Raw genomic sequence first — 19,789 nt, 5'->3', positions numbered from 1 at the left:
CGATTTCGTCGCACGGTGCTGAGCTGGTAACCTCGATCTTCGGCGCGGTGTTACCCGTAGTTCAGCACCATCTGCTGCATCGTGGGCGCGCGCCCGACGAGCTTTCGAGACATACCACCCAGCGACAGGAAACCAGAGGATACAGGCGTGGCCAACATCAAGTCCCAGATGAAGCGGATCCGTACCAACGAGGCGGCGCGCAAGCGCAACCAGTCGGTCAAGTCCGCGCTGCGCACCGCGATCCGCAACTTCCGCGAAGCCGCTGCCGCCGGCGACAAGGAAAAGGCTGCCGAGCAGCTGCAGTTCGCGAGCCGCAAGCTCGACAAGGCCGCCTCCAAGGGCGTCATCCACGCCAACCAGGCGGCCAACAAGAAGTCCGCGCTCGCGCTGGCTCTGAACAAGATCTGATCAGGGCGGGCTTGTCCCGCTCCGCATGACGCAAGACGCAGCCGCCGTGGCCTCGACGACCACGGCGGCTTTTGTCGTCGGCTACCATTCCGCCCATGCTGACGGTGTACGCGAATCAGACGGTGGTACGAGGCGAAGACCTGGCCGAGGTGGTCCGCGCGGCGGAGATCCTGGGAATCGGCCTCAAGATCGAGAACGTGCTCGTCCCCGACGAGGACGGTGCGCTCACCGCGGCGTGGATCGTCACCCGCGAGGAAGAGGTCCCGCACTACGACGAGTGGGACGGACGCTACGAGGACCTCGAGGACGACGACGAGCAGCTGTCCCTCGTCGGCGAATAGCGTCATTCAATCCACACAGGGGATCCCGCCGGAGGTGAGGTCGGTGCGGACCGGCTCGCCCGCATCCGGGGTTCCCTGAGCGGTTGTGGGGAGCGTGCGCCGGGCGTGTGGCGTGGCGATCTGCGTCCTCGGGTCGGCTGGTGCCGTCGTGGTGATCGGTGCACTCGTGTCGATCGGCGTTCTCGTGCCGACCGGTGCCGTGGTGTCGGCCGGTGCCCGCCTGTCCGTCGGCGCTGTCGTGTCCGCCGGTGCCCTCGCGTCCGCCGGTGCGGTCGTGTCGGCCGGTGCCGGGGCTGGTCGGGTGGTCGTCGGCGCGGCCGTGCCGAACGCGATCGCCACCTCACGGCGGATCGCCACCCGGTCGACGATGTTCACGTCCTGGCCGTTGATCACGTCGTAGCGCAGGATCGGCAGGGTGCGGAATTCCAGCCGCGGATCGCTTGCGGTGCCGAGGGTGCGCACGAACTCGGTCATATCCCAGCCGTCGGAGAGCACGATATTACGGTGGGCCACGTCCATGAGCCGCGCGAGTTTCGCTGGATCGGTGAGCGTGCCCGCACCACGCAACTGCCGGGCGACCGAGGTGAGGAACGCCTGCTGACGGTGGGTGCGGTCCAGATCACCGTGCTCGAGGCCGTGACGTTGCCGGACGAAGGCCAAGGCCTGGGCTGGGTCGAGGTGCTGACGGCCCGCCGGGAAGTCGGCGCCCGAGAACTCCAGGTCCCGCACCGGATTGTTGAGGCACACCTCCACGCCGCCGAGCGCGGCGGCCAGATCGTAGAAGCCCGCCAGGGTGACCTCGGCGAATCGGTCGATCGGCACCCCCGTCAGGTCCCGCACCGCCCGCACGATCGACGCCCGCCCCGCCTCCCTGCCCGCCTGTTCGAGCCTGCGCCGGTCGGTGACGCCGCGGGCGATCAGCTGTTCCTGCACGGCCTGCTTCTTCAGCCCGTAGGCCTCCTTGATCTTGGCATGGGTGTAGCCGGGGATCCCGCTCACCGGCACGTAGTTGTCGCGCGGGACGGACACCGCGACGATCCTGTCCATGGCGGCCGGAATGTGGACCAGGATCAGGGTGTTCGCGTTGTACCCGCCCTCGTCGCCGTCGCCGGCGTGCAACTGGTCGAGGATCTCGCCGGGTAGCGCGTCGCCGTGCTGGTCGCGCCGGGTGTCGAGGCCGATCAGCAGGATGTTCAGGTCACCCCCGAGGGAATGGGGCGCATCGCTCTCGATCGCCTTGGACCGCAGGAACCCCGCGTCGAAACTGCCCGCGGTGGACCAGCCGTACGCGGTGACTGCGAGCACGGCCGCGGACAGCCCCGCCGCCAGCCCACGGACGACTCCGCTGCCCCAGCGCCTCGCCGAACCGAGAGCGCGCCCGCGCTCCCCATTTCGGCCAACCGCGTGGTCATCCATGGCGTGCTCAACTCTGCCAGCGGGGACCGGTGTGCGGGATCGCGATCAGGTCCCGATTGCACGGCGATCCGGCGCGTCGCTCGGGTGTGGTCTGCTGCCGGTCGACCCGCGATCGGAATCCGCCTGCCGACCACGTCGGCCGTCTCCGTGGCGGGGGTCTCCCGTCGGCCGCTGTGTCCGACGACGGTGCGCCTGAGGGCACTGCGTGGTCGGCCCCCTGGCCCGTCGGGCGTACCGAGGACCTGGCGCTGGTCGAGCCACGCGACGCAGCATCTGAGCGCGCACGTGGTGTCTCGACCTCGATGACCTGATGCGATCACCGCGTCACGACACTGCGTGTAGTGCCGTCGATGCTCGACGCGCTGCCACCGACACGCGGCCGAAGCTGCCGCGGTTCACCCGCCACGGCCGACCCTGTAATCCAGGTCCGAACCCGGCGAACCGTGGCCCATGCCGAGGATTCCGGGCCGGTCCACGATGCGGAGAGCGCGCCACAGCGGGCAACCCTCCTCGCTCGCGCGCGGTCAGGACTGCCGGACGATCAGCGCTGCGCGCACACTATTCGCCGAAATGGTCGCGATTGCGGCCGATCGGCGAATAAGTGTGCGCGCAGACCGGTGTCGGCGATCGCTGCGGTCCGGGCATTCGGACCCGACGGCAGCGGGCTCGATGCGCGCTCGGCGACGCAGGCCCGGCGCTCGCGGGTCACCCTGCGGCGCGAAGCTCGAGGATTCGAGCGAGGGCGTGTTCCACCGCATAGGTGGCGTCGGCCGCGCCGCCCTTGACGTCGGCGTTCAGGGTGGCGACGACCTGGAGGGCGGTGCCGATGGTCGCCGGTGTCCAGCCGCGAGCCTGGGCCTGGGCCTTCTTGACCTTCCACGGGGGCATGCCGAGTTGCTGGGCGAGCTTGAACGGGTCACCCCGACCCGCGGAGCCGACCCGGGCGATCGTGTGCACCGAATCGGCGAGGGCGTCGGCGAGCAGGACGTGTGGCACGCCACGGTCGGTGGCCCAGCGCAGCGCTTCCATGGCGGCCGGTCGGTCGCCTGCCACGGCGAGTTCGGCGACGTCGAAACCCGTCACCTCGGCGCGACCGGAGTAGTAGCGGCGGACCGCGTTCGCGTCGACCTTGCCCCCGGTATCGGCCACCAGCTGGGAACAGGCGGCGGCCAGTTCACGCAGTTCGGATCCGACCGACTCGAGCAGGATCTGCACCGCGTCGGGCGCGACCTTGACCCCGGCCGCACGGAATTCGGCCCGAACGAACTCCACCCGCTCGGCGGCCTTGGTGAGCTTGGCGCAATCGTGGACCTGCGCGCCCTGCTTCTGCAGCGCGGGGGCGAGCGCCTTCGCCCTGCCACCGCCGGAGTGCAGCACGAGCAGCACCACCCCCGCGGGTGGATCGGCCGCGGCCGCGGTGATCACCGCGACGGCGTCCTTGCCTGCTTCGGCTGCCGATTCCAGCACGATCACCCGGTCCTCGGCGAACAGCGACGGGCTGAGCAGCTCCGCCAGTTCGGCCGTGCTCGCGTCACCGGCGCGCAACCGGTCGACCGGCACCGATTCGGGGTCGGGCGCACCGGCGCGCACCTGCCCGATCACCCGCGCGACCGCGCGTTCGATCAGCAGTTCCTCGTCGCCGAGAACCAGATGTACCGGGGCAGGGCTTTCGCTCACCACGCGATCCTACGTTCGGGCACCGACACGGGATCGGCCGCCGTTCTTCCGGCCGCGGTGCTCGGGGTTCGTCGCGGAGTCAGGCGAGCAGGCCGCCTGCGGCGGGAGGTGACGGTGCGCAGCTCGGCCGCGGGGCCGAGCACCACGATGTCACCATGTTGGTCGGTGCGGGCAACGGTGGCGCCGAGGGCGGCCAGGGCGGTGACAACAGCTGGGTGTGGATGGCCGAAGGTGTTGTCCGAGCCGGAACTGATCAACGCCAGCCGTGGACGCACGGCCCGTAGGAACTCCGGGGTGGTGGTCCGCGACCCGTGGTGCGGGACCTTGAGGATATCGGCGCGCAGATCGCCGCCCCCGAGCAGCCGGGACTGCGCCGCGCCCTCGATGTCACCGGTCAGCAGGACGGTTCCCGCGGCAGTACGAGCCTTCAGTACCAGCGAGCGATCGTTCGCCTCGTCGAGATCGAATCCGGACGGGCTCTCCCGCCCCGGAGCCAGCACCGTCAATTCCATGGCCCCGAACCGCAATTCCAGCCCGGCGTGCAGTTCCATCAGCGGAATACGCGCCGATTCGGCGAGGCGGCGTACCCGTTCGATGCCATCACCTTCCGAGCCGGACGCCGATCCTTCCCGCGCAGCTCGACCCGCCGACCGACCCTCCGCTTCGGTGCCGAAGCCCCAGCACGGGGAATCCTCCTGTGTCTGTTCGACATTCGAACGTACGGTCCGAACGACCCGCTTTCCCGGCTGTCGCTGACGATCGGCAGAGTCCGGCCCTGGACGCAGGCGTGTTCCGGCCCACACGGAACTCGCGGGCGAGCGCGAGCCAACCCATCGTGTGCCCGCCTGTGCACCAACCGCCGCCGGACCAGATGACCGGTGCACATCGACCGTACCTGGACCCAGCGGCCGCCTCAGACCCGCCGACCCCGCCCACCCAGCCGGATCAACCAGCCCACCACGCGCAGACCGACGCGGACCAGCCCACCAAGAACCCGCTGGACGGTGCTCGTCGACCACCTCGTGCCCCGCCGAACCAGATGACCGGCGCACATCGAACGCGCCAGGACCCAGCGATCGTCTCAGACCGACCGACCCCGCCCACCCAGCCGGATCAACCAGCCCACCACGCGCAGACCGACGCGGACCAGCCCACCAAGAACCCGCTGGGCGGTGCTCGTCGACCACCTCGTGCCCCGCCGACCCGTGCGGATCGATCGCGCGCGGGCCCGCAGGCCGGATCTCTGCGTCAGACTGCCGGTGCTGTTGCACCCACTCCCGATCCGGTGGTCGGCCTTGATCGAGCGGTTCGGCCGACTGCCCGGCCGACGTCACCCGTCCGGAGAGGATCCGGGGGACGAACGCCGGACAGTCCGAGGACTGTTCGGCTACTACGCCACCCGAGGTGCGGAGTTCGCCGGGTGCGGTGGCGATGGCGTCGACCGTGCGGCCACGGAGGGCACCGGCGAGGCCGTCGATATGGTCGGCGTGCGGGTGGGTGAGGACGAGGAGCGGGATGCGATCGATGCGTAGCTCGTTCAGGCAGCGGCGCATCGCGCGGGGGTCGGGGCCGGTGTCGACCACGACCGCCGAGCCGGGACCGGCGGACAGTGCCAGTCCGTCCCCCTGCCCGACATCACACATGGCGAGCACCCAACCGTCCGGTGGCCAGCCCGGATGCCAGAGCCGCACCGGGACAAGCACCATCGCCACGCCGAGCACCGCCGCGGTCAGCAACCGCCGGGTCTTCGCCCAGGACAGGCAGGCGACTACCGCGACCATTATCGCGGCGGCGAGCACTCCCGCGGCTGCCCCCGAAGGTACCGTCGCCATGGCACCCGGGATCGCGGCCGCTTGCTCGGCGACCCAGAGCAACCAGCGCAGCGGTGGCCGCGCGCACCACAGCACCGGCACCGCGGCATCGGCCCAGAGGCAGGCGACGACCGTACCGACGGCACCGATCACCGTGATGACGCCGACCACCGGCGCGACCAGCGCATTGGCGAGGATCGCGACCACACTCACCCGGCCCGACAACGCCACCATCAGCGGCACCGTGACAACGAACGCCGCCGCCGACACCGCGAGAACCTCCGCGGGCGCCCGCCACCATCCACGTGCCCGCAGCCAATCCGCCCAGCTCGGCGCGAGCAGGATCAACCCGGCGGTGGCGAGCACCGACAAGGCGAATCCGGCGCTCACCGCCAATTGCGGTGCCACCCCGAGCAAACCGATCACCGCGGCGCAGAGCGCGGGCAACGCCTGTTTGCGCCTGCCCGTCAGCAGCGCCAGCACCGTCACCGCACCCATCGCCGCCGCGCGCAACACACTCGGGTCGGGACGGGCCAGCACCACGAACAGCACAACCACTCCCGCCGCGCCGGCGGCGGCCATCCGCGGGCCCGCCGTGAGGAGCCGAGTCAAGGCCAGTAGCGCGGTCAGCAGAATCGTGAAGTTGGCCCCGCTCACCACACACAGGTGCTGGAGCCCAGCGATTTCGAACGTATCCCGCACCTCGACGGACAGCGCGGAGGTGTCGCCGACGACGAGCGCGGGCAGTAGGCCCGCCGCGTCAGGAGGTAGTGCGCGCGCCGCCGCCGCGGCCAGGTCGGATCTGACCGCGGTCGCCGCACGCTGCCACCACGGCGGCATGCCGATACGTTCCGGGGTGGCGACGGCGTTCAGGGTCGCGACAGTGAGATCCGCGCGGTTCGGTTCGGTCACTCTGGCACGGAACCGGATGACCTGTCCCGGTGAGAGATTCGCCCACCGGGCATCACTCGCGAGAATCACCACCGTACCGCCGGCGCGCGTGATCGCTGAGCCACCTCCGAATTCCTGGAGCCCGGCCTGCACGATCCACCGTCGCTGGCCACCGAACCCGCTCGCCCGCAGGGGCTTCGCATCGTCGGTGACGGTGGCGAGCACCGTCACCGATCGTCCGAACGACTCCCGGAGCGGATGTGACTGCACCTGATGCTCGCGCCAGGCCCCCGCCGCGGCGAATCCCGCTCCGAGCAGCATGGTCGCCAGTCCGACCACCGCGACTACCCGCCACCGCTCCCGTTCGTGCGCGATCGCCCACAGCAGCACCACCCACAACCCGATCGCCAGCACGACCGCCCCGATCGCGAGCGCCACACCCGCCGTCCACCCCACCGACACCGCGACAATCGTCGCCACCCAGCACGCCACAGCCGCGGGCACCAACCGCATGTCGAGTACCTGCCGGGCCCGCTCCACCACCGCCGCGTCGTTCGCCGCCCTCATCCGCCGACCGAGCCGGCCTCGGGCCTGCACCCGTCGCCACGCGGGCCGAGCACAGAGGTGAGCCCGAAGCAACCGAATTCCGCACTGCTGTAGGAGTGTTCGACGCAGTCGGGATAGCACTCGGTGAACTCACGATCCGTTCCTTCCGCGCCGGTACCGCGGCGAGATCCGGCACCGCGGCCGCGGCCTGCGGGATCGCGATCGGTCATGTCGTCACCAGGTCGCGAAGGCGGGCGAGGCGGGCCGGGCCGATGCCGTCCACTTCGCTCAGCTGGGCGACGTCGGTGAAGGAGCCGTTGGCCGTGCGCCAGTCGAGGATGGCCTTTGCCGTCACGGGGCCGACACCGGGCAACGCATCGAGTTCGGCCGCTGTCGCCGTATTCAGGTCGACGCGCGCGCCTGCCGCGCCGGCACCCGCGGTCGTCGACCCCGCAGCGGGCGGTGCGCCGGACACCGGGGCGGGCGCCGAGCCGCCAGCGCCGATGATGACGCTGCCCTGGCGCGGCGTACCCGTGTCGGGTCCGACAGTGCCGATCACGACCTGGTCGCCGTCGGCGAGCCGTTGCGCGAGGTTCACCCCGGCCAGGTCGGCGCCACGACCCGCCCCACCCGCGATCTCGATGGCATCGGCGATCCTCGACCCGCCTGGAAGACGGTGCAGGCCGGGCCGTTCGACCAGACCGACCACGCTGACGACGACTTCCGTGTTCTCCGCCTGCGAGGCCACCGCCGCCGCGGGAATCACCGCAGACTGCTCGCCGGGTACGGCGAGGTTCTCGGCGCGGACGACGGGCACCGGCGGCACCGACTGCTGGACCGGCCGGTCGCGCAACACCAGCACGCCGGTACACACCACGGCCAGCACGCCGACCGCGCCGAGCGCCAGCGCACCGCGGCGCCCTGGATCGACTCGTGCGCCCCGGAACCGTTCGGGCACGAGCCGTTGCAGACCACGGGGTTGCGACCCCGGTTCGAGCCAGCCCGGCGGCCGCACGTCCCCGGGCCGCGGCACCAGTTCGTCGTCGTCCCAGCGCCCTTCGGTATCGCGGTCGGCAATCCCGCACGCGGGCCCGGCCGGCGCGGCCCCCGCTTCGGACCGCTCGCGTACCGCCAGCCCACCAAGCCGTTGCCGTACCCGCTCGTGTTCTTCGTGTCGTGACATGCCACCGAAACTACGACCGCTGCCGATCCCGAACGCCAGGGTGACCAGCACCGGAATCAAACCTGTGGATAACCCGTTGCCTGTGGACAACTCTCGGTCGGATGCCGGTCGGACGCGGCGTGCGTTCGCGTCGTTGACATACGGTGCGCCAATGCCGAACACACCTCACGGACCTCGGTTCCGGACAGCCTGCCGGGCGAGCAGGCCGCGCAGCCACCCGATCACCTGCGCGCCAGCGCACAAGACACCGATCGCGCCCACCGCCCGCTCTCCGCGGCCGGAAGAACCCGATATCAGGGTGCTGGTGCGGTTCGCCGCCGTGCGGATGGAATTCGCGGCGTGCCGCACGGCCGCACTGGCCTTCGTCCAGGACATCGCGGCCAGACGTCCGTGCGCTGTCGCGGTCGATTCCCGGCACTGCGACGGACTCCCCCGCCTGCCCAACGAACGCTTGTATCTCCTGCCATGAACGGCACGATGTACCGAGCCGGGCGCGGCGCAGCACCCGGATCAGGTTCAGAGCCGGCGCATCACGGAGACGACTTTGCCGAGGATGACGGCCTCGTCGCCGTCGATGACGGAATAGGCGGGGTTACGTGGTTCGAGGTGGATGTGTCCGTTGCGGCGGCGGAACACCTTGACGGTGGCTTCCTCGTCGATCATGGCGGCCACGATGTCGCCGTTGTTCGCCTCCCGCTGGCTGCGGACGACGACGAGGTCGCCGTCGCAGATCGCGGCGTCGATCATCGAGTCACCGCGCACCCGGAGGCCGAAAACCTCACCGCGGCCGACGAGTTCCCGTGGCAGCGAAAGCTGGTCGTCGGCGTGCTGAGCGGCCAGGATCGGCGTGCCCGCCGCGATGTCGCCGACCACCGGCACGGTCACCGACGCCGCGGAATTCGCCGCGGGGGAATCGCGCAGAAACAGCCGCACATCAATCGGGCGGGTCATCGTGGAGCCGCGACGCAGGAAACCGTCCTCCTCCAGTGCCCTCAGATGCTTCGAGACCGTGGACGTGGAACGCAACCCGACCGCGTCGGCGATCTCCCGCGCACTCGGCGGATAGCCGTGCGCGAGTACCGAATCCCGGATCACGGCCAGAATGTGTTGTCTGCGCGGCGGCAGGTGCGTGGTGTCGGGGAAATCGAAGTCGTCGTATCCGGTCACCGGGGAATCGTAGAGGTCCGCCGGGTCAGTGCGGGTGCGCAGGCTCCGGCGCGTCAGCGGCGGCGAGTGTCACGAGCACCCGCCGGGCACGACGAGCACGCCGAGCGCACCGACCCCGAGGTGGATTCCCAGGGTGGGACCGAACTCGGTGACGTGGAGCTCCTCGATACCGGGCACCTGCTCGCGCAGCTGGGCCGCGACGGACTCGGCGGCATCAGCGGCGCCGAGATGCTGAACACCCAGCGCCGCACCGTCTCGGCCCGCGGCCTCCACTGCCGCCGCGACCAGCTTCGTGTAGGCACGCGACCGGGTCCGCACCTTCTCGCGCAGCTCGAGCTTGCCCTCCACCAGCTGCAGCAATGGCTTCGTCACCAGCTCGCTGCCGAAGAAGGTGGCGGCACTGCTCAGCCGGCCGCCCCTACGCAGTTGTTCGGTGCGATTGACCAGGATGAACGTGCGTGCGCGCGCCGCCGCCACCACGGCCCGCTCGTAGACCGCGTCCAGCGCGGCGCCAGCGCGTGCCCGGCGGGCCGCCGCGAGCACCGGCAGGCCGGTCGCCAGGCCCGCGCCGAGCGAATCGACCAGGCGCACCCGGTCTTCGGCATCCATGTCACGCACCGCCTGCCGTCCCGCTTCCCAGGTCGCCGACAGGGTCCGGGACAAGTGCACGGCGACAACACCGTCCCCGTCGCTGTGCGTCAACGCTCGTTCATAGGCTGCCCGCAGCTCACCGGGCGAGGCGGCCGAGGTGCTCACCGTGTCCGTCGCGTAGTCGATCTCGACGGGATCGACGCCCTCCCGAATCTGCCGGTCGCCGACGAACACATGCAACGGCACCACTTCGATACCGAGCTCGGCGACGACATCGGCGGGCAGGCCGGACGCCGAATCGGTGACCACCACAACGGGCACGGACTACCTGACCTCCTGCAGCGTCTTGGTCATCGCCGTCGCCACCGCGGCGTGTCCGGCCCAGCCCCAGTGGATCCCGTCCGGATTCGCCGCGCCCGACTCGATGTCGTCGCGCACCGCCTCGCCGAGGTCGACCAGTGGCACCGCGGTGCGACCCGACCATGCCCGCAGCGCCTTGACCGCACGAGCCCGGCCCCGATGCACTCGGCCATACGCGTCGCACTTGTGGACCGACGGCAGCACCGACACCACGGGCAGCTCGGGGCGCAACTGCGCGAGCGCCTCGCGCGACTGTTCCAGGTAGTCGACGCTCACTTTCGGCGGAAGTGCCACGGGCCGACCGAGTTTCGACAGTTTCGGCTGCAGCCAGTTGTAGGTGGCCCGCACGCCGCGGCGCAGCTTCGGCGGCCGGATGTAGCGGATCATCTCGCGCAGCGCGGTGGGCAGCGGAGAGGGCAGCGTATCCATGCCGCCGACCGCGAAGACGACCGCGCCCGCCCGCGGGACCGCGGCCCACACCCGGGGATCGCCGATCAGCGCCCAGTAGGCGTCGCGGCAGGTCCAGCCGATCCGCGCGATCAGCTCCACATCCCAATCCAGTTCGGCGGCCACCATATTCGGCCAGATCCGGGGATCGTCGGCGGGCAGTCCGCCCTTCGGCCCGAAGTACGCGAGGGAATCGGCGATCACGAGCAGCACCGGTCGCGGCGACGCGGATTCCACCGCACGCGGTTCGGCCGATTCCGCCACCGGCGGATCCTCGGCGCGCACCGGCTCCCGCTGCCCGTCGACGGCCACCGCGGTCAGGGTCGCCACGTTCGGTACGCCGATCGCGGCGGTGACAACCTCGGACCCGGGCGCCGAATCCGATACCGGGCCATCGGCAATCCCCACCGCGGAGACGCTCGCTGCCGCAGCGTCGACCGAACCGGGCACTTCCGCGGCGGTCCGTCCGGCGGAGACCGCGCCCGGCGCGACATCCACAACACCAACCGGTTCGGCGCCCGAAGAACTGGTCGCGCCGACCACCTCGGTCACCGCTCCGGTACCGGCGGAATCGACGGCGGTCGCCGAGGCGACAACATCGCCGGTCGCCATGATTCCGGCAGTCTCGCCGCGAACCGCTGCCGCAACGCCCTCGCGCTCCGCACCGGACGCCACCACGCTCTCGGCCCTCGGAACGGTCGCCGTGCCCGTAGCAGAGCCCGCCCCGGTTTCCACCGCCGACCCGACCTCGGTCACCGCAGGGGATCCGACCTCAGTCGCCGCAGCCGAATCGTCCTCCGTGCGCTCAGCGGTCCCGGCCGCAGTCGCGGCGGTCGGCCCTGCCTCGTTCTGCGCCGCGGTCACAGCCGCGTGCTCCCGTGCGGTCAGTCCGGCCACGGTCGCCAACGCCTGCGCAGCCGTATTCTCCGTGGAAGGACCGGCCACGCTCGCACCAGAAGGACTGGCCGCGGTCGACCGAGTGGACACTGCACCGGTCTCCGCAGACTGCCCTGCCTCGGTTGCCGCAGCAGGGTCGGACTCAGTGGCCGACGCGGGCACAGCCGCGCTCTCCGCGGAAGACCCGACCACGCTCTCCGTGGAAGGGCTGGCCACGCTCGACCCACCGGAGCCTGCCTCGCTCACCGCACTCGGACTCGCCACAGTCTCCGCGGAAGAACTCGCCACGTCGGCCGAGGAAGCACCGACAGTGGTCGACCCGGAGGACCCGGCCACGGTCACCGGGGCAGCCGTGTCGGTCCCCCGCGCCTGATCGACCGACACGGTGACGACCGCGTCGGCGTTGAGTTCGGCGGTAGCGTCGGACGCGACCGGAGCGTGGGGCGCGCGCTGTTCGCTTGCGGCACCGGAGCCGGAAACCGCCGCGGTATCCGGCTGGGTGGCAGCGGATTTCGCTACCGGTGCGGCGGCCTCGCTCGCCGCGACAGGCGGGCCCGCCGCTACACCTGTCGCGGGTCGGTCGTCCTCGGCATCGCCTGCGACCTCGTCCGGCGCACCGCCACCATCGCCGGACGCCGTGTCGGCGGCGGAATCACCCTGGACGGGCTCCGCGGCGACCGGGGCGGGGGCAGGGCCGAACAGGGCATCCGGCAGCGACCGTTCGCTGCGCGCGGTGACCTGCTTGAAGAGTTCGTCCGGTACCGAACGGATCGGCTCCTCACGCTCTTGGCGTGCGGGCCGAGCAGGTGGCGGGCCGAACAGCGCGTCCGGCAATTGCCGTCCGGCCTTGGCCGTCACCTGCTGGAACAGTTCGTCCGGTACCGATCGGACGGGCTCTTCAGAGGACATCGGGAGCTACCTTCGCCGCTGCGTTCCAAACATCGAGGCGCCAGCCGGGTCGGTCGATGTCAGGGCCGTGGCTGGACAGCTGCACCCAGCTCGTATTGGCCAGCCCACCCAGGGCGGGCCAATTCGCCGGTGGCAGATCCAGCAACGCGGCCGTGAGGGCAGCGATCAGCCCGCCGTGCGCAACGAGGATAATAGTCCGGCCCGGCCAATCCTGCCGCTCGTTGTACAGTTCGCGCACCACCGGCAGCGACCGCGCACCGACCTCGAGTTTGCTCTCGCCGCCGGGCGGCCGATAGGTGGCATCGAGGCGCCACTGCACCCGCGCGCCGGGGTAGTCGGCGTCGACCTCGAGGTGGGTCAGCCCCTCCCAGTCACCCAGGTGGGTTTCCCGCAGCCGGGTATCGGTGACGACCGGCAGGTCGCTCATGTCACCGAGGGCCTGTGCCGTCTCCTTGGCCCGGCGCAGATCGGACGCGTGGACCGCGATGGCATTGCGGGAAACCAGTTCGCGCGCCGCCTCTTTGGCCTGTTGCCTGCCGAGGTCGGTGAGATCGGTATCGATCTGACCCTGCATCCGGTCGGCCGCGTTCCATTCGGTCTGCCCGTGCCGCAGCAGGATCAGCGTGCGCACATGGGCGTACTTGCCCACGCGCGGATTCTCTGTCGTGAGCGGTGGCCCTGCGTGTTCACGCTCCGCTCCCGCCTCCGGGCCCTGACCGCTCACTCCGTGTCGCCCTCTGCCTGTGCGTCGGCGGCGGCCGGAGCCGCCGGTGCGGCGATACCTTCGACGGCGACAGTCGGGCAGTCCCGCCACAGCCGCTCCAGCGCATAGAAATTGCGCTCGTCGTTGTGCTGGATGTGCACCACGATGTCGACGTAGTCGAGCAGCGCCCAGCGGCCCTCGCGAGTACCTTCGCGGCGGACCGGCTTGTGCCCGGCCGCGCGCAGCTTCTCCTCGACATTGTCGACGATCGCATTGACCTGGCGCTCGTTGGGCGCCGAGGCGATCACGAAGCAGTCGGTGATCACCAGCTGTTCGGACACGTCGAGGACGACGACATCGGTGGCGAGTTTGTCGTCGGCCGCGAGTGCCGCGACCTTGGCCATCTCGACCGCTTCCGCGGTGGCACTCATGCCTTACCTTCCGTTTCTGCGGGCCCATACAGGTGCCGCTTCGATATGTACTGCACCACGCCGTCGGGGACGAGGTACCAGACCGGCCGACCCTCCGCGGCGCGGCGGCGGCATTCGCTCGACGAAATGGCCAGCGCGGGGATCTCGATCATCGTCACGGCGTCGGCGGGAAAGTCCCGCAGATGCTCCTCGAGATGGTCGGTGTTCAGCTCGTACCCCGGACGGCTCACCCCGACGAACTTCGCCAGTTCGAACAGTTCGGTCCAATCCTGCCATGTCAGGATGTTGGCCAGCGCGTCCGCACCGGTGATGAAGTACAGCTCCGCGTCGGGGTGCGCGGTCTGCATCTCCCGCAGGGTGTCGACGGTGTAGGTGACCTTGTTGCGTTCGATATCGGCCCGGCTCACCGAGAACCTGGGGTTGGACGCGGTGGCGATGACGGTCATCAGGTAGCGGTCCTCGGCAGGGCTGACCTGCTTGTTCGCCTTCTGCCACGGCTGGCCGGTCGGCACGAAGATGACCTCGTCGAGCTCGAACCGGTTGGCGACCTCGCTCGCCGCGACCAGGTGTCCGTGGTGGACGGGATCGAAGGTGCCGCCCATGACGCCGAGCTTGCGGCGCGGCCGAGCTGTCTCGTGCATGAGGTCCGAGCTTAACGGGGGTGATGGCCATGGAGCGGACCGGAGTGCTCGGGATCGGCACGGCGGCCCGAAGCCTGTGCGCACATCTGGGCGAACTGGCCGCGAGTGCGATCGAGCTCCTCGGCGAGATGTGCGGCAGGCTCGACGGCGATCAGCTGGTGGAGCTCGGTCAGCAGCACTGCGATCGTGAGCCACCACGGCCCGCGGATCCGGCCTCCTGGCCCGCGCAGCTGCAGCCACGCGGCCGCCCGCAGGCAGCGGGCACGGGGCACGATCTTGCCCAGCTCACCCCACAGTCCCGCGGCCCGCAGGTAGCCGCCGATCGCGGCCGATTCCTGACCACAGCATTCCCTGGCGACAGCCGCCGACCACACCAGGTCGGCGTGCTGGTGCCGGTCGGCTGCCGAGCCGTCGAGCAGCCGGGCCGCCTCGGTGAACTGCCAGGCGGCCTGCCGATAGCGGCCGAGCCGCAGCAGCGACTCGGCGAACTCGGACCGGACCAGCGCCAGCTCACCGCGCGGGTAGGCGACGTCGACGCCGAACAGAATGCGATCGAACGCGGCGGCGGCTCTGGCATGTCTGCCCGCCCGATGCCAGGCCCGGCCCGCGACCAGCCACAGATGCGCCGAATCGGCCGCCGAGATCGGCTGCCAGCAGGCCGCGGCAGCGGCGGCGGCTCCGGCCAGATCACGGTCACGACCGGGTTGCGCCGCGATCGCGGTGACGAGCCGGGAGCGAAGCTGGGCGCGCTCCCGCGGTTCGAGTTCGCCGTAGCCGACGACGAGTGCCCGCCGCAGCTGCTCCTCCGCCGCCGCCGGAGCGTCAAGGAGCCGCGCCGCCGCGATCTCGGCCAGCCGCCGCGCCACCTTGGCGCCGGACCCGTTCGGCAACGCCCGCGGCCCGTCCGCCGGACCTGCTTCCGTCGCGCACAGCTCGATCAGCCCGGATGCCACGGACAGGTTCACGCCCTGATCCGCGGGTGCGCCCACCGGCCCGGTTCCGCTCGCTGCACCGGGACTGGCCACCGCGAAGCTCGATCCACCAGCCACACCACGACCGTCGGTGTCATCGAGCCGACCGGCGGCACCGGGTCGATCGGCGGCACCGACGACATCGGCCGCACCGGCTCCATCTGGTACGGGCTCATCGCCGACCGGATCGTTCACCGGGCGGACCGGGACCAACGGACCCCGACTCGCGTCGAGCGGACCTCCTCCATCATCGGAGTCCGAACCGATCGCTCATCGTCGCGCGACGCCCCAGCCAGCATGGCGGCGATCTTGGTCGGCAGCGCCTTTCAGCGGCTTAACGTTCGCTGAAAGTGTCAGGCGCTGGGGCGCTTCGACTTCGGGAGCTTGGCGACGACCGCATCGTAGGAGGCATCGATCAGCTCACGGATCTCGTCCGGGGGGACCGCGCCGCCGACGGCGATGCTGTTCCAGCCGTAGCGGCCGATATAGGCGGAGGCGCTCACGTCGTCGGGATAGATGCGGACGAGTTCGTCGGCCTCGGTGCGGTCGCGGCCGCATTTGAGGCTGATCGCGGTGCCGGTGCCGAGGAAGGCGAAGATCTTGTCGCCGACCTTGGCGACGACATCGCCCTCCCATGGTTCGTCTTGCCAGGCACCGGGTTTGGCCAGGCAGTAGCGCAGCAGATCGTCACCCATCACCACTCCTTCAGACGGGCAGCAGCCGGGAGACCACCTCGGTGAGCTGCCGGGCGGACCGGCATTCGTGCATCTCGATGACTTCGCCGTACTCGCGGGCCGCCGAATCACCGGTGCCCCACAGGTTCCGCGGTTCCGGATTCAGCCAGTGCGCGTGCTTGGCGGTGTCGACCAGACCGCGCAGGGTATCCAGCTGCGGATTGCGGTAGTTGGTGCGGCCGTCGCCGAGGACGAGCAGTGAGCTGCGACTGGTGATCGCGTCGGCGAACCCGTCGGCGAAGGTGGTCAGCGCCTGTCCGTAGTCGGAGTGTCCGTCGGCGTCGATGATGCGGGACTCGGTGAAGATCCGGGTGAGCACGTCGTCGAGCCCGATCTCCGGGCCGAAGAACTCGGTGACCTCGTCGGTGCGGTCGACGAAGGCGAAGATCCGCACCCGGGAGAACTGCTCGCGCAGCGCGCTCACCAGCAGCAGGGTGAAGTTGCTGAACCCGGCCACCGACCCCGAGATATCGCACAGCAGTACCAGTTCCGGGCGGCCTGGTCTCGGCTTGCGGTTCACCAGGTCGATCGGGACGCCGCCGGTGGACATCGATGCGCGCAAGGTCTTGCGCAGGTCGATCTCGCCGCGACGGGACCGCCTGCGTCGCACCGCGAGCCGTGCGGCAAGAATCCTGGCCAACCGCTGGGTGCCGCGGCGCAGCTCGGCGAGTTCGCGTTCGGAGGCGCGCAGGAAGTCGGCGTCCTCGGCCTGGCGGGCTACGCCGTAGGTGGCGACCCGATCGCGGCCGATCTGCTCGGCGACGCGGCGGTTGGTTTCGGCCTCCACGGTCTTGCGGAAGCCCGCGATCCGTTCGCGCACCAGGCGCTGTGCGACCTCGGTATCCCGGTCGCTCGCATCCGGTGGCAGGCCGAGCCCGGCGAGCACCCGCGACAGCAATGTCTGTGGCGCAAGATCTTTCAGTGCCTGGTATGCGGAGAACGAGGGCCCGCGCGCCGACTGGTACTGCCCGAGCTGTTCGACGATCTGCCCGGCCAGCAGCTGCAACCGGGGTCCGCTGTCCTCGGTGGTCAGCAGTTCGGCCAGCTGCTCACGCAGGGCGGTCAGATCGACCTGCCCGTCGGGGGTGCGCGGCACCTCGGGGACCGTGGCGGTGCGCTCGCCCACTGCGACCGGAAACCACAGGTCGAACAGTCCGTCGAAGGTGGCGCGGTGGGTGGGGCGGCGCAGCAGCGCGCACGCCAGCCCCTCACGCACCGACTCTCGGTCGAGCAGGTCGAGCACCGTGAGTACCCGGCCCGCATCGACGGTCTCCGACGGCCCGACCGGAACGCCGCGGGCACGCAGCGCCGCGACGAATCCGGCGACGTGCCCGCCGAGCCCGTGCGGGGCAGGCGCGCTCATCTCAGGCCAGCTTCAGCTCGGCCAGCGCACGCTGGTGGTCGCTGCGGTGCTTGAGCACCACGCCGAGGGTGGCGCGCACGGTGGCGTCGTCGAGATCCTCGGCACCCAGCGCGAGCAGGGTGTGACCCCAGTCGATCGATTCGGCGACCGACGGCAGCTTCTTGAGCTGCATCCCGCGCAGCACGTGCACGACCCGCACCAGCTGCTCGGCCACCGACGCCGACAGTTCGGGCACCCGGCTGGCCAGGATGCGGCGTTCGAGGTCTTCGTCGGGGAAGTCCAGATGCAGGTACAGGCAGCGGCGTTTGAGCGCCTCGGACAGTTCGCGGGTGGCGTTGGAGGTGAGCACGACGAACGGCCTGCGAGTGGCGGTGATGGTGCCGAGTTCGGGCACGGTCACCGCGAAATCGCTGAGCACCTCCAGCAGCAGGCCCTCGATCTCGACATCGGCCTTGTCGGTCTCGTCGATCAGCAGCACGGTCGGATCGCTGCGCCGGATGGCGGTGAGCAGCGGGCGGGCCAGCAGGAATTCCTCGGTGAAGACGTCGGCTTTGGTTTCGGCCCAATCGTTCTCGCTCGACGCCTGGATGCGCAGGATCTGCTTGGCGTGATTCCACTCGTAGAGGGCGCGTGCCTCGTCGACACCCTCGTAACACTGCAACCGCACCAGTTCTGCGTCGGCCACCTGGGCTACCGCGCGCGACAACTCGGTCTTGCCGACACCGGCCGGGCCCTCGATGAGCAGGGGTTTGCCGAGGCGGTCGGCCAGGAAGACCGAGGTGGCCGTGGCCTTGTCGGCCAGGTATCCGGTCTCGGCGAGCCGGGTGATGACATCGTCTACCGACGTGAAGATCGGTTCCGCTACCAGGGTCACGATCACACCGGCCGAGTCTGGCCGTCGCCCCACACGATCCACTTGGTGGAGGTGAGTTCGGGCAGTGCCATCGGGCCGCGGGCGTGCAGCTTCTGGGTGGAGATGCCGATCTCGGCGCCGAAGCCGAACTGCTCGCCGTCGGTGAACGCGGTGGACGCGTTCACCATGACGGCCGCGGCATCGACGCGGGTGGTGAACTCCCTGGCCGCGGCCAGGTCGGCGGTGACGATGGCCTCGGTGTGGCCGGTGCCCCAGGTGTTGATGTGCTCGACGGCGGCGTCCAGACCGTCGACGACCTTCATGGCGATGTCCATGGTGAGGTACTCCTCGCCCCAATCGGCATCGGTCGCCGGTATCTGGCCGGGCTGGTCGCCGTGGATGGTGACACCGGCCTCCGCGAGCGCCTTGCTCAGCCGCGGCACCGCGGTCTCGGCAACTGCGGCGTCGACGAGCACCGTCTCGGCCGCGTTGCAGACGCTGGGCCTGCGGGTCTTGGCGTTGAGCAGGATGGCCTCTGCCATCTCGAGATCGGCCGCGGCGTGCACGTAGACGTGGCAGTTGCCGGTGCCGGTCTCGATGGTCGGCACCTGTGCATCGCGCACGACGGCGTTGATCAGCCCGGCGCCTCCACGCGGGATGACCACGTCGACCAGACCGCGGGCCTGGATCAGATGGGTGACGCTGGACCGGTCGTGGCTCGGCAGCAGCTGCACCGCGTCGGCCGGGAGACCCTGGGCCACAAGCGCTTCGCGCAGCACGTCGACCAGGGTGGCATTGGAGTCGGACGCCGAGGACGACCCGCGCAGCAACGCTGCGTTGCCCGACTTGAGCGCGAGACCGAAGGCATCGACGGTGACATTGGGCCTGGCCTCGTACACCATGCCGACCACCCCGAGCGGTACCCGGGTCTGGCGGATCTCGAGCCCGTTGGGCAGCGTGGAGCCGCGCACGACGACACCGACCGGATCGGGCAGCCCGGCCACCTGACGCAGACCGGAGGCGATGCCATCGATGCGATCCTCGGTGAGCCGCAGCCGGTCGAGCAGGTTCTCCTCGGTGCCGGCGGCCCGCGCGGTCGCGATGTCTTCGGCGTTGGCCGCGAGCACGCGATCGGCGGCGGCGAGCAGGGCGTCGGCCGCTGCGTGCAGTGCCTCGTTCTTCTGTGCCGTGGTGAGCTGAGCCAGCACGCGGGACGCGACGCGAGCCCTGCGGGCGGCGTCGTGCACCGCGGCGCGGATGTCGAGCTCGGGGGTCACTTCTACCGTCATGGGTATCAGACTACGCAGCCCGGTCGTCCGGCTCGCCGCCGCCCGGACCCGGGAATACCGCCCCGACCGGCGGCGGGACGCGGTTATCCACAGGATTTCCGGTGGTCTCGCCTGCCGTAACCGCCCGCGGCCGATCGGTGCGATCGCCTAGGTTGGCGAC

General features: G+C 70.4%; 18 protein-coding genes. 3 read left to right on the top strand and 15 right to left on the bottom strand.

Annotated features, from left to right (window positions below; genetic code table 11):
- Nucleotides 1-147: 147 nt before the first annotated feature.
- Both rpsT and ACFOW8_RS21750 read left to right on the top strand, forming a co-directional pair.
- Nucleotides 148-408, top strand: a complete 261-nt coding sequence (rpsT, locus tag ACFOW8_RS21755) for a 30S ribosomal protein S20 (protein ID WP_280221475.1) — start codon at nt 148-150, stop codon at nt 406-408.
- A gap of 95 nt (nt 409-503) precedes the next feature.
- Nucleotides 504-749: a hypothetical protein gene (locus ACFOW8_RS21750; protein WP_378553026.1), complete on the top strand. Its 246-nt coding sequence runs from the start codon at nt 504-506 to the stop codon at nt 747-749.
- Between the two features lie 6 nt (nt 750-755).
- Here the strand turns inward: ACFOW8_RS21750 and ACFOW8_RS21745 are convergent, their stop codons facing one another.
- The 4 genes from ACFOW8_RS21745 to ACFOW8_RS21730 form a co-directional block, all read right to left on the bottom strand.
- Nucleotides 756-2,165 (bottom strand): LCP family protein, encoded by a 1,410-nt coding sequence (locus ACFOW8_RS21745; protein WP_378553024.1) that lies wholly within the window; start codon nt 2,163-2,165, stop codon nt 756-758.
- Between the two features lie 705 nt (nt 2,166-2,870).
- The gene (gene holA, locus ACFOW8_RS21740) at nt 2,871-3,842 is read right to left on the bottom strand and encodes a DNA polymerase III subunit delta (protein WP_378553023.1); all 972 of its coding nucleotides are present in this window, start codon (nt 3,840-3,842) and stop codon (nt 2,871-2,873) included.
- Complete coding sequence (locus ACFOW8_RS21735; RefSeq protein ID WP_378553021.1) at nt 3,839-7,111, bottom strand: ComEC/Rec2 family competence protein; 3,273 nt, start codon at nt 7,109-7,111, stop codon at nt 3,839-3,841. The genes holA and ACFOW8_RS21735 overlap by 4 nt, the downstream gene beginning before the upstream one ends.
- A 205-nt stretch (nt 7,112-7,316) precedes the next feature.
- Nucleotides 7,317-8,273 (bottom strand): helix-hairpin-helix domain-containing protein, encoded by a 957-nt coding sequence (locus ACFOW8_RS21730; RefSeq protein WP_378553019.1) that lies wholly within the window; start codon nt 8,271-8,273, stop codon nt 7,317-7,319.
- Between the two features lie 151 nt (nt 8,274-8,424).
- Between ACFOW8_RS21730 and ACFOW8_RS21725 the strand changes: the two genes are divergently transcribed.
- On the top strand, nt 8,425-8,742 hold the full coding sequence (locus ACFOW8_RS21725) for a hypothetical protein (RefSeq protein WP_378553017.1): 318 nt from the start codon (nt 8,425-8,427) through the stop codon (nt 8,740-8,742).
- Between the two features lie 47 nt (nt 8,743-8,789).
- Here ACFOW8_RS21725 and lexA read toward each other — a convergent pair whose 3' ends face one another.
- The 11 genes from lexA to ACFOW8_RS21670 form a co-directional block, all read right to left on the bottom strand.
- Entirely contained in the window at nt 8,790-9,440 is a 651-nt protein-coding gene (gene lexA, locus ACFOW8_RS21720; protein ID WP_378553016.1) for a transcriptional repressor LexA, read from the bottom strand.
- A gap of 69 nt (nt 9,441-9,509) precedes the next feature.
- Complete coding sequence (locus ACFOW8_RS21715) at nt 9,510-10,352, bottom strand: DegV family protein (protein ID WP_378553014.1); 843 nt, start codon at nt 10,350-10,352, stop codon at nt 9,510-9,512.
- A gap of 3 nt (nt 10,353-10,355) precedes the next feature.
- Complete coding sequence (gene octT, locus ACFOW8_RS21710) at nt 10,356-12,644, bottom strand: diglucosylglycerate octanoyltransferase (RefSeq protein ID WP_378553012.1); 2,289 nt, start codon at nt 12,642-12,644, stop codon at nt 10,356-10,358.
- The gene (locus ACFOW8_RS21705) at nt 12,634-13,293 is read right to left on the bottom strand and encodes a histidine phosphatase family protein (protein WP_378553010.1); all 660 of its coding nucleotides are present in this window, start codon (nt 13,291-13,293) and stop codon (nt 12,634-12,636) included. Before ACFOW8_RS21705 ends, octT begins: the two co-directional genes overlap by 11 nt.
- A gap of 71 nt (nt 13,294-13,364) precedes the next feature.
- Entirely contained in the window at nt 13,365-13,778 is a 414-nt protein-coding gene (gene rsfS / locus ACFOW8_RS21700) for a ribosome silencing factor (RefSeq protein ID WP_378553008.1), read from the bottom strand.
- Nucleotides 13,775-14,419 (bottom strand): nicotinate-nucleotide adenylyltransferase, encoded by a 645-nt coding sequence (nadD, locus tag ACFOW8_RS21695; protein ID WP_378553007.1) that lies wholly within the window; start codon nt 14,417-14,419, stop codon nt 13,775-13,777. Before nadD ends, rsfS begins: the two co-directional genes overlap by 4 nt.
- 11 nt (nt 14,420-14,430) lie before the next feature.
- On the bottom strand, nt 14,431-15,384 hold the full coding sequence (locus ACFOW8_RS21690) for a hypothetical protein (RefSeq protein ID WP_378553005.1): 954 nt from the start codon (nt 15,382-15,384) through the stop codon (nt 14,431-14,433).
- A 359-nt stretch (nt 15,385-15,743) separates the two neighbouring features.
- Nucleotides 15,744-16,085, bottom strand: a complete 342-nt coding sequence (locus ACFOW8_RS21685; protein ID WP_378553003.1) for an MmcQ/YjbR family DNA-binding protein — start codon at nt 16,083-16,085, stop codon at nt 15,744-15,746.
- A 10-nt stretch (nt 16,086-16,095) separates the two neighbouring features.
- Nucleotides 16,096-17,487: a vWA domain-containing protein gene (locus ACFOW8_RS21680; RefSeq protein ID WP_378553001.1), complete on the bottom strand. Its 1,392-nt coding sequence runs from the start codon at nt 17,485-17,487 to the stop codon at nt 16,096-16,098.
- A gap of 1 nt (nt 17,488) precedes the next feature.
- Nucleotides 17,489-18,367 (bottom strand): AAA family ATPase, encoded by an 879-nt coding sequence (locus ACFOW8_RS21675; protein WP_378552998.1) that lies wholly within the window; start codon nt 18,365-18,367, stop codon nt 17,489-17,491.
- On the bottom strand, nt 18,364-19,629 hold the full coding sequence (locus ACFOW8_RS21670) for a glutamate-5-semialdehyde dehydrogenase (RefSeq protein ID WP_378552996.1): 1,266 nt from the start codon (nt 19,627-19,629) through the stop codon (nt 18,364-18,366). Before ACFOW8_RS21670 ends, ACFOW8_RS21675 begins: the two co-directional genes overlap by 4 nt.
- Between the last annotated feature and the right edge of the window lie 160 nt (nt 19,630-19,789).

The organism is Nocardia rhizosphaerae, assembly GCF_042650365.1.
In the GTDB taxonomy this organism is placed as follows: domain Bacteria; phylum Actinomycetota; class Actinomycetes; order Mycobacteriales; family Mycobacteriaceae; genus Nocardia; species Nocardia rhizosphaerae.
Note: the sequence above shows the minus strand (reverse complement) of the source record. Positions and strands in the feature narration are given on the sequence as shown.

What these genes read in the sequence shown, in the direction of transcription:
- ACFOW8_RS21685 (WP_378553003.1), bottom strand. Translation starts at nt 16,085, where the DNA reads ATGGGTGACGATCTGCTGCGCTACTGCCTGGCCAAACCCGGTGCCTGG.
- nadD (WP_378553007.1), bottom strand. Translation starts at nt 14,419, where the DNA reads ATGCACGAGACAGCTCGGCCGCGCCGCAAGCTCGGCGTCATGGGCGGC.
- octT (WP_378553012.1), bottom strand. Translation starts at nt 12,644, where the DNA reads ATGTCCTCTGAAGAGCCCGTCCGATCGGTACCGGACGAACTGTTCCAG.
- ACFOW8_RS21725 (WP_378553017.1), top strand. Translation starts at nt 8,425, where the DNA reads ATGCCGAACACACCTCACGGACCTCGGTTCCGGACAGCCTGCCGGGCG.
- ACFOW8_RS21745 (WP_378553024.1), bottom strand. Translation starts at nt 2,165, where the DNA reads ATGGATGACCACGCGGTTGGCCGAAATGGGGAGCGCGGGCGCGCTCTC.
- ACFOW8_RS21750 (WP_378553026.1), top strand. Translation starts at nt 504, where the DNA reads ATGCTGACGGTGTACGCGAATCAGACGGTGGTACGAGGCGAAGACCTG.
- rsfS (WP_378553008.1), bottom strand. Translation starts at nt 13,778, where the DNA reads ATGAGTGCCACCGCGGAAGCGGTCGAGATGGCCAAGGTCGCGGCACTC.
- ACFOW8_RS21670 (WP_378552996.1), bottom strand. Translation starts at nt 19,629, where the DNA reads ATGACGGTAGAAGTGACCCCCGAGCTCGACATCCGCGCCGCGGTGCAC.
- ACFOW8_RS21730 (WP_378553019.1), bottom strand. Translation starts at nt 8,273, where the DNA reads ATGTCACGACACGAAGAACACGAGCGGGTACGGCAACGGCTTGGTGGG.
- ACFOW8_RS21680 (WP_378553001.1), bottom strand. Translation starts at nt 17,487, where the DNA reads ATGAGCGCGCCTGCCCCGCACGGGCTCGGCGGGCACGTCGCCGGATTC.
- ACFOW8_RS21735 (WP_378553021.1), bottom strand. Translation starts at nt 7,111, where the DNA reads ATGAGGGCGGCGAACGACGCGGCGGTGGTGGAGCGGGCCCGGCAGGTA.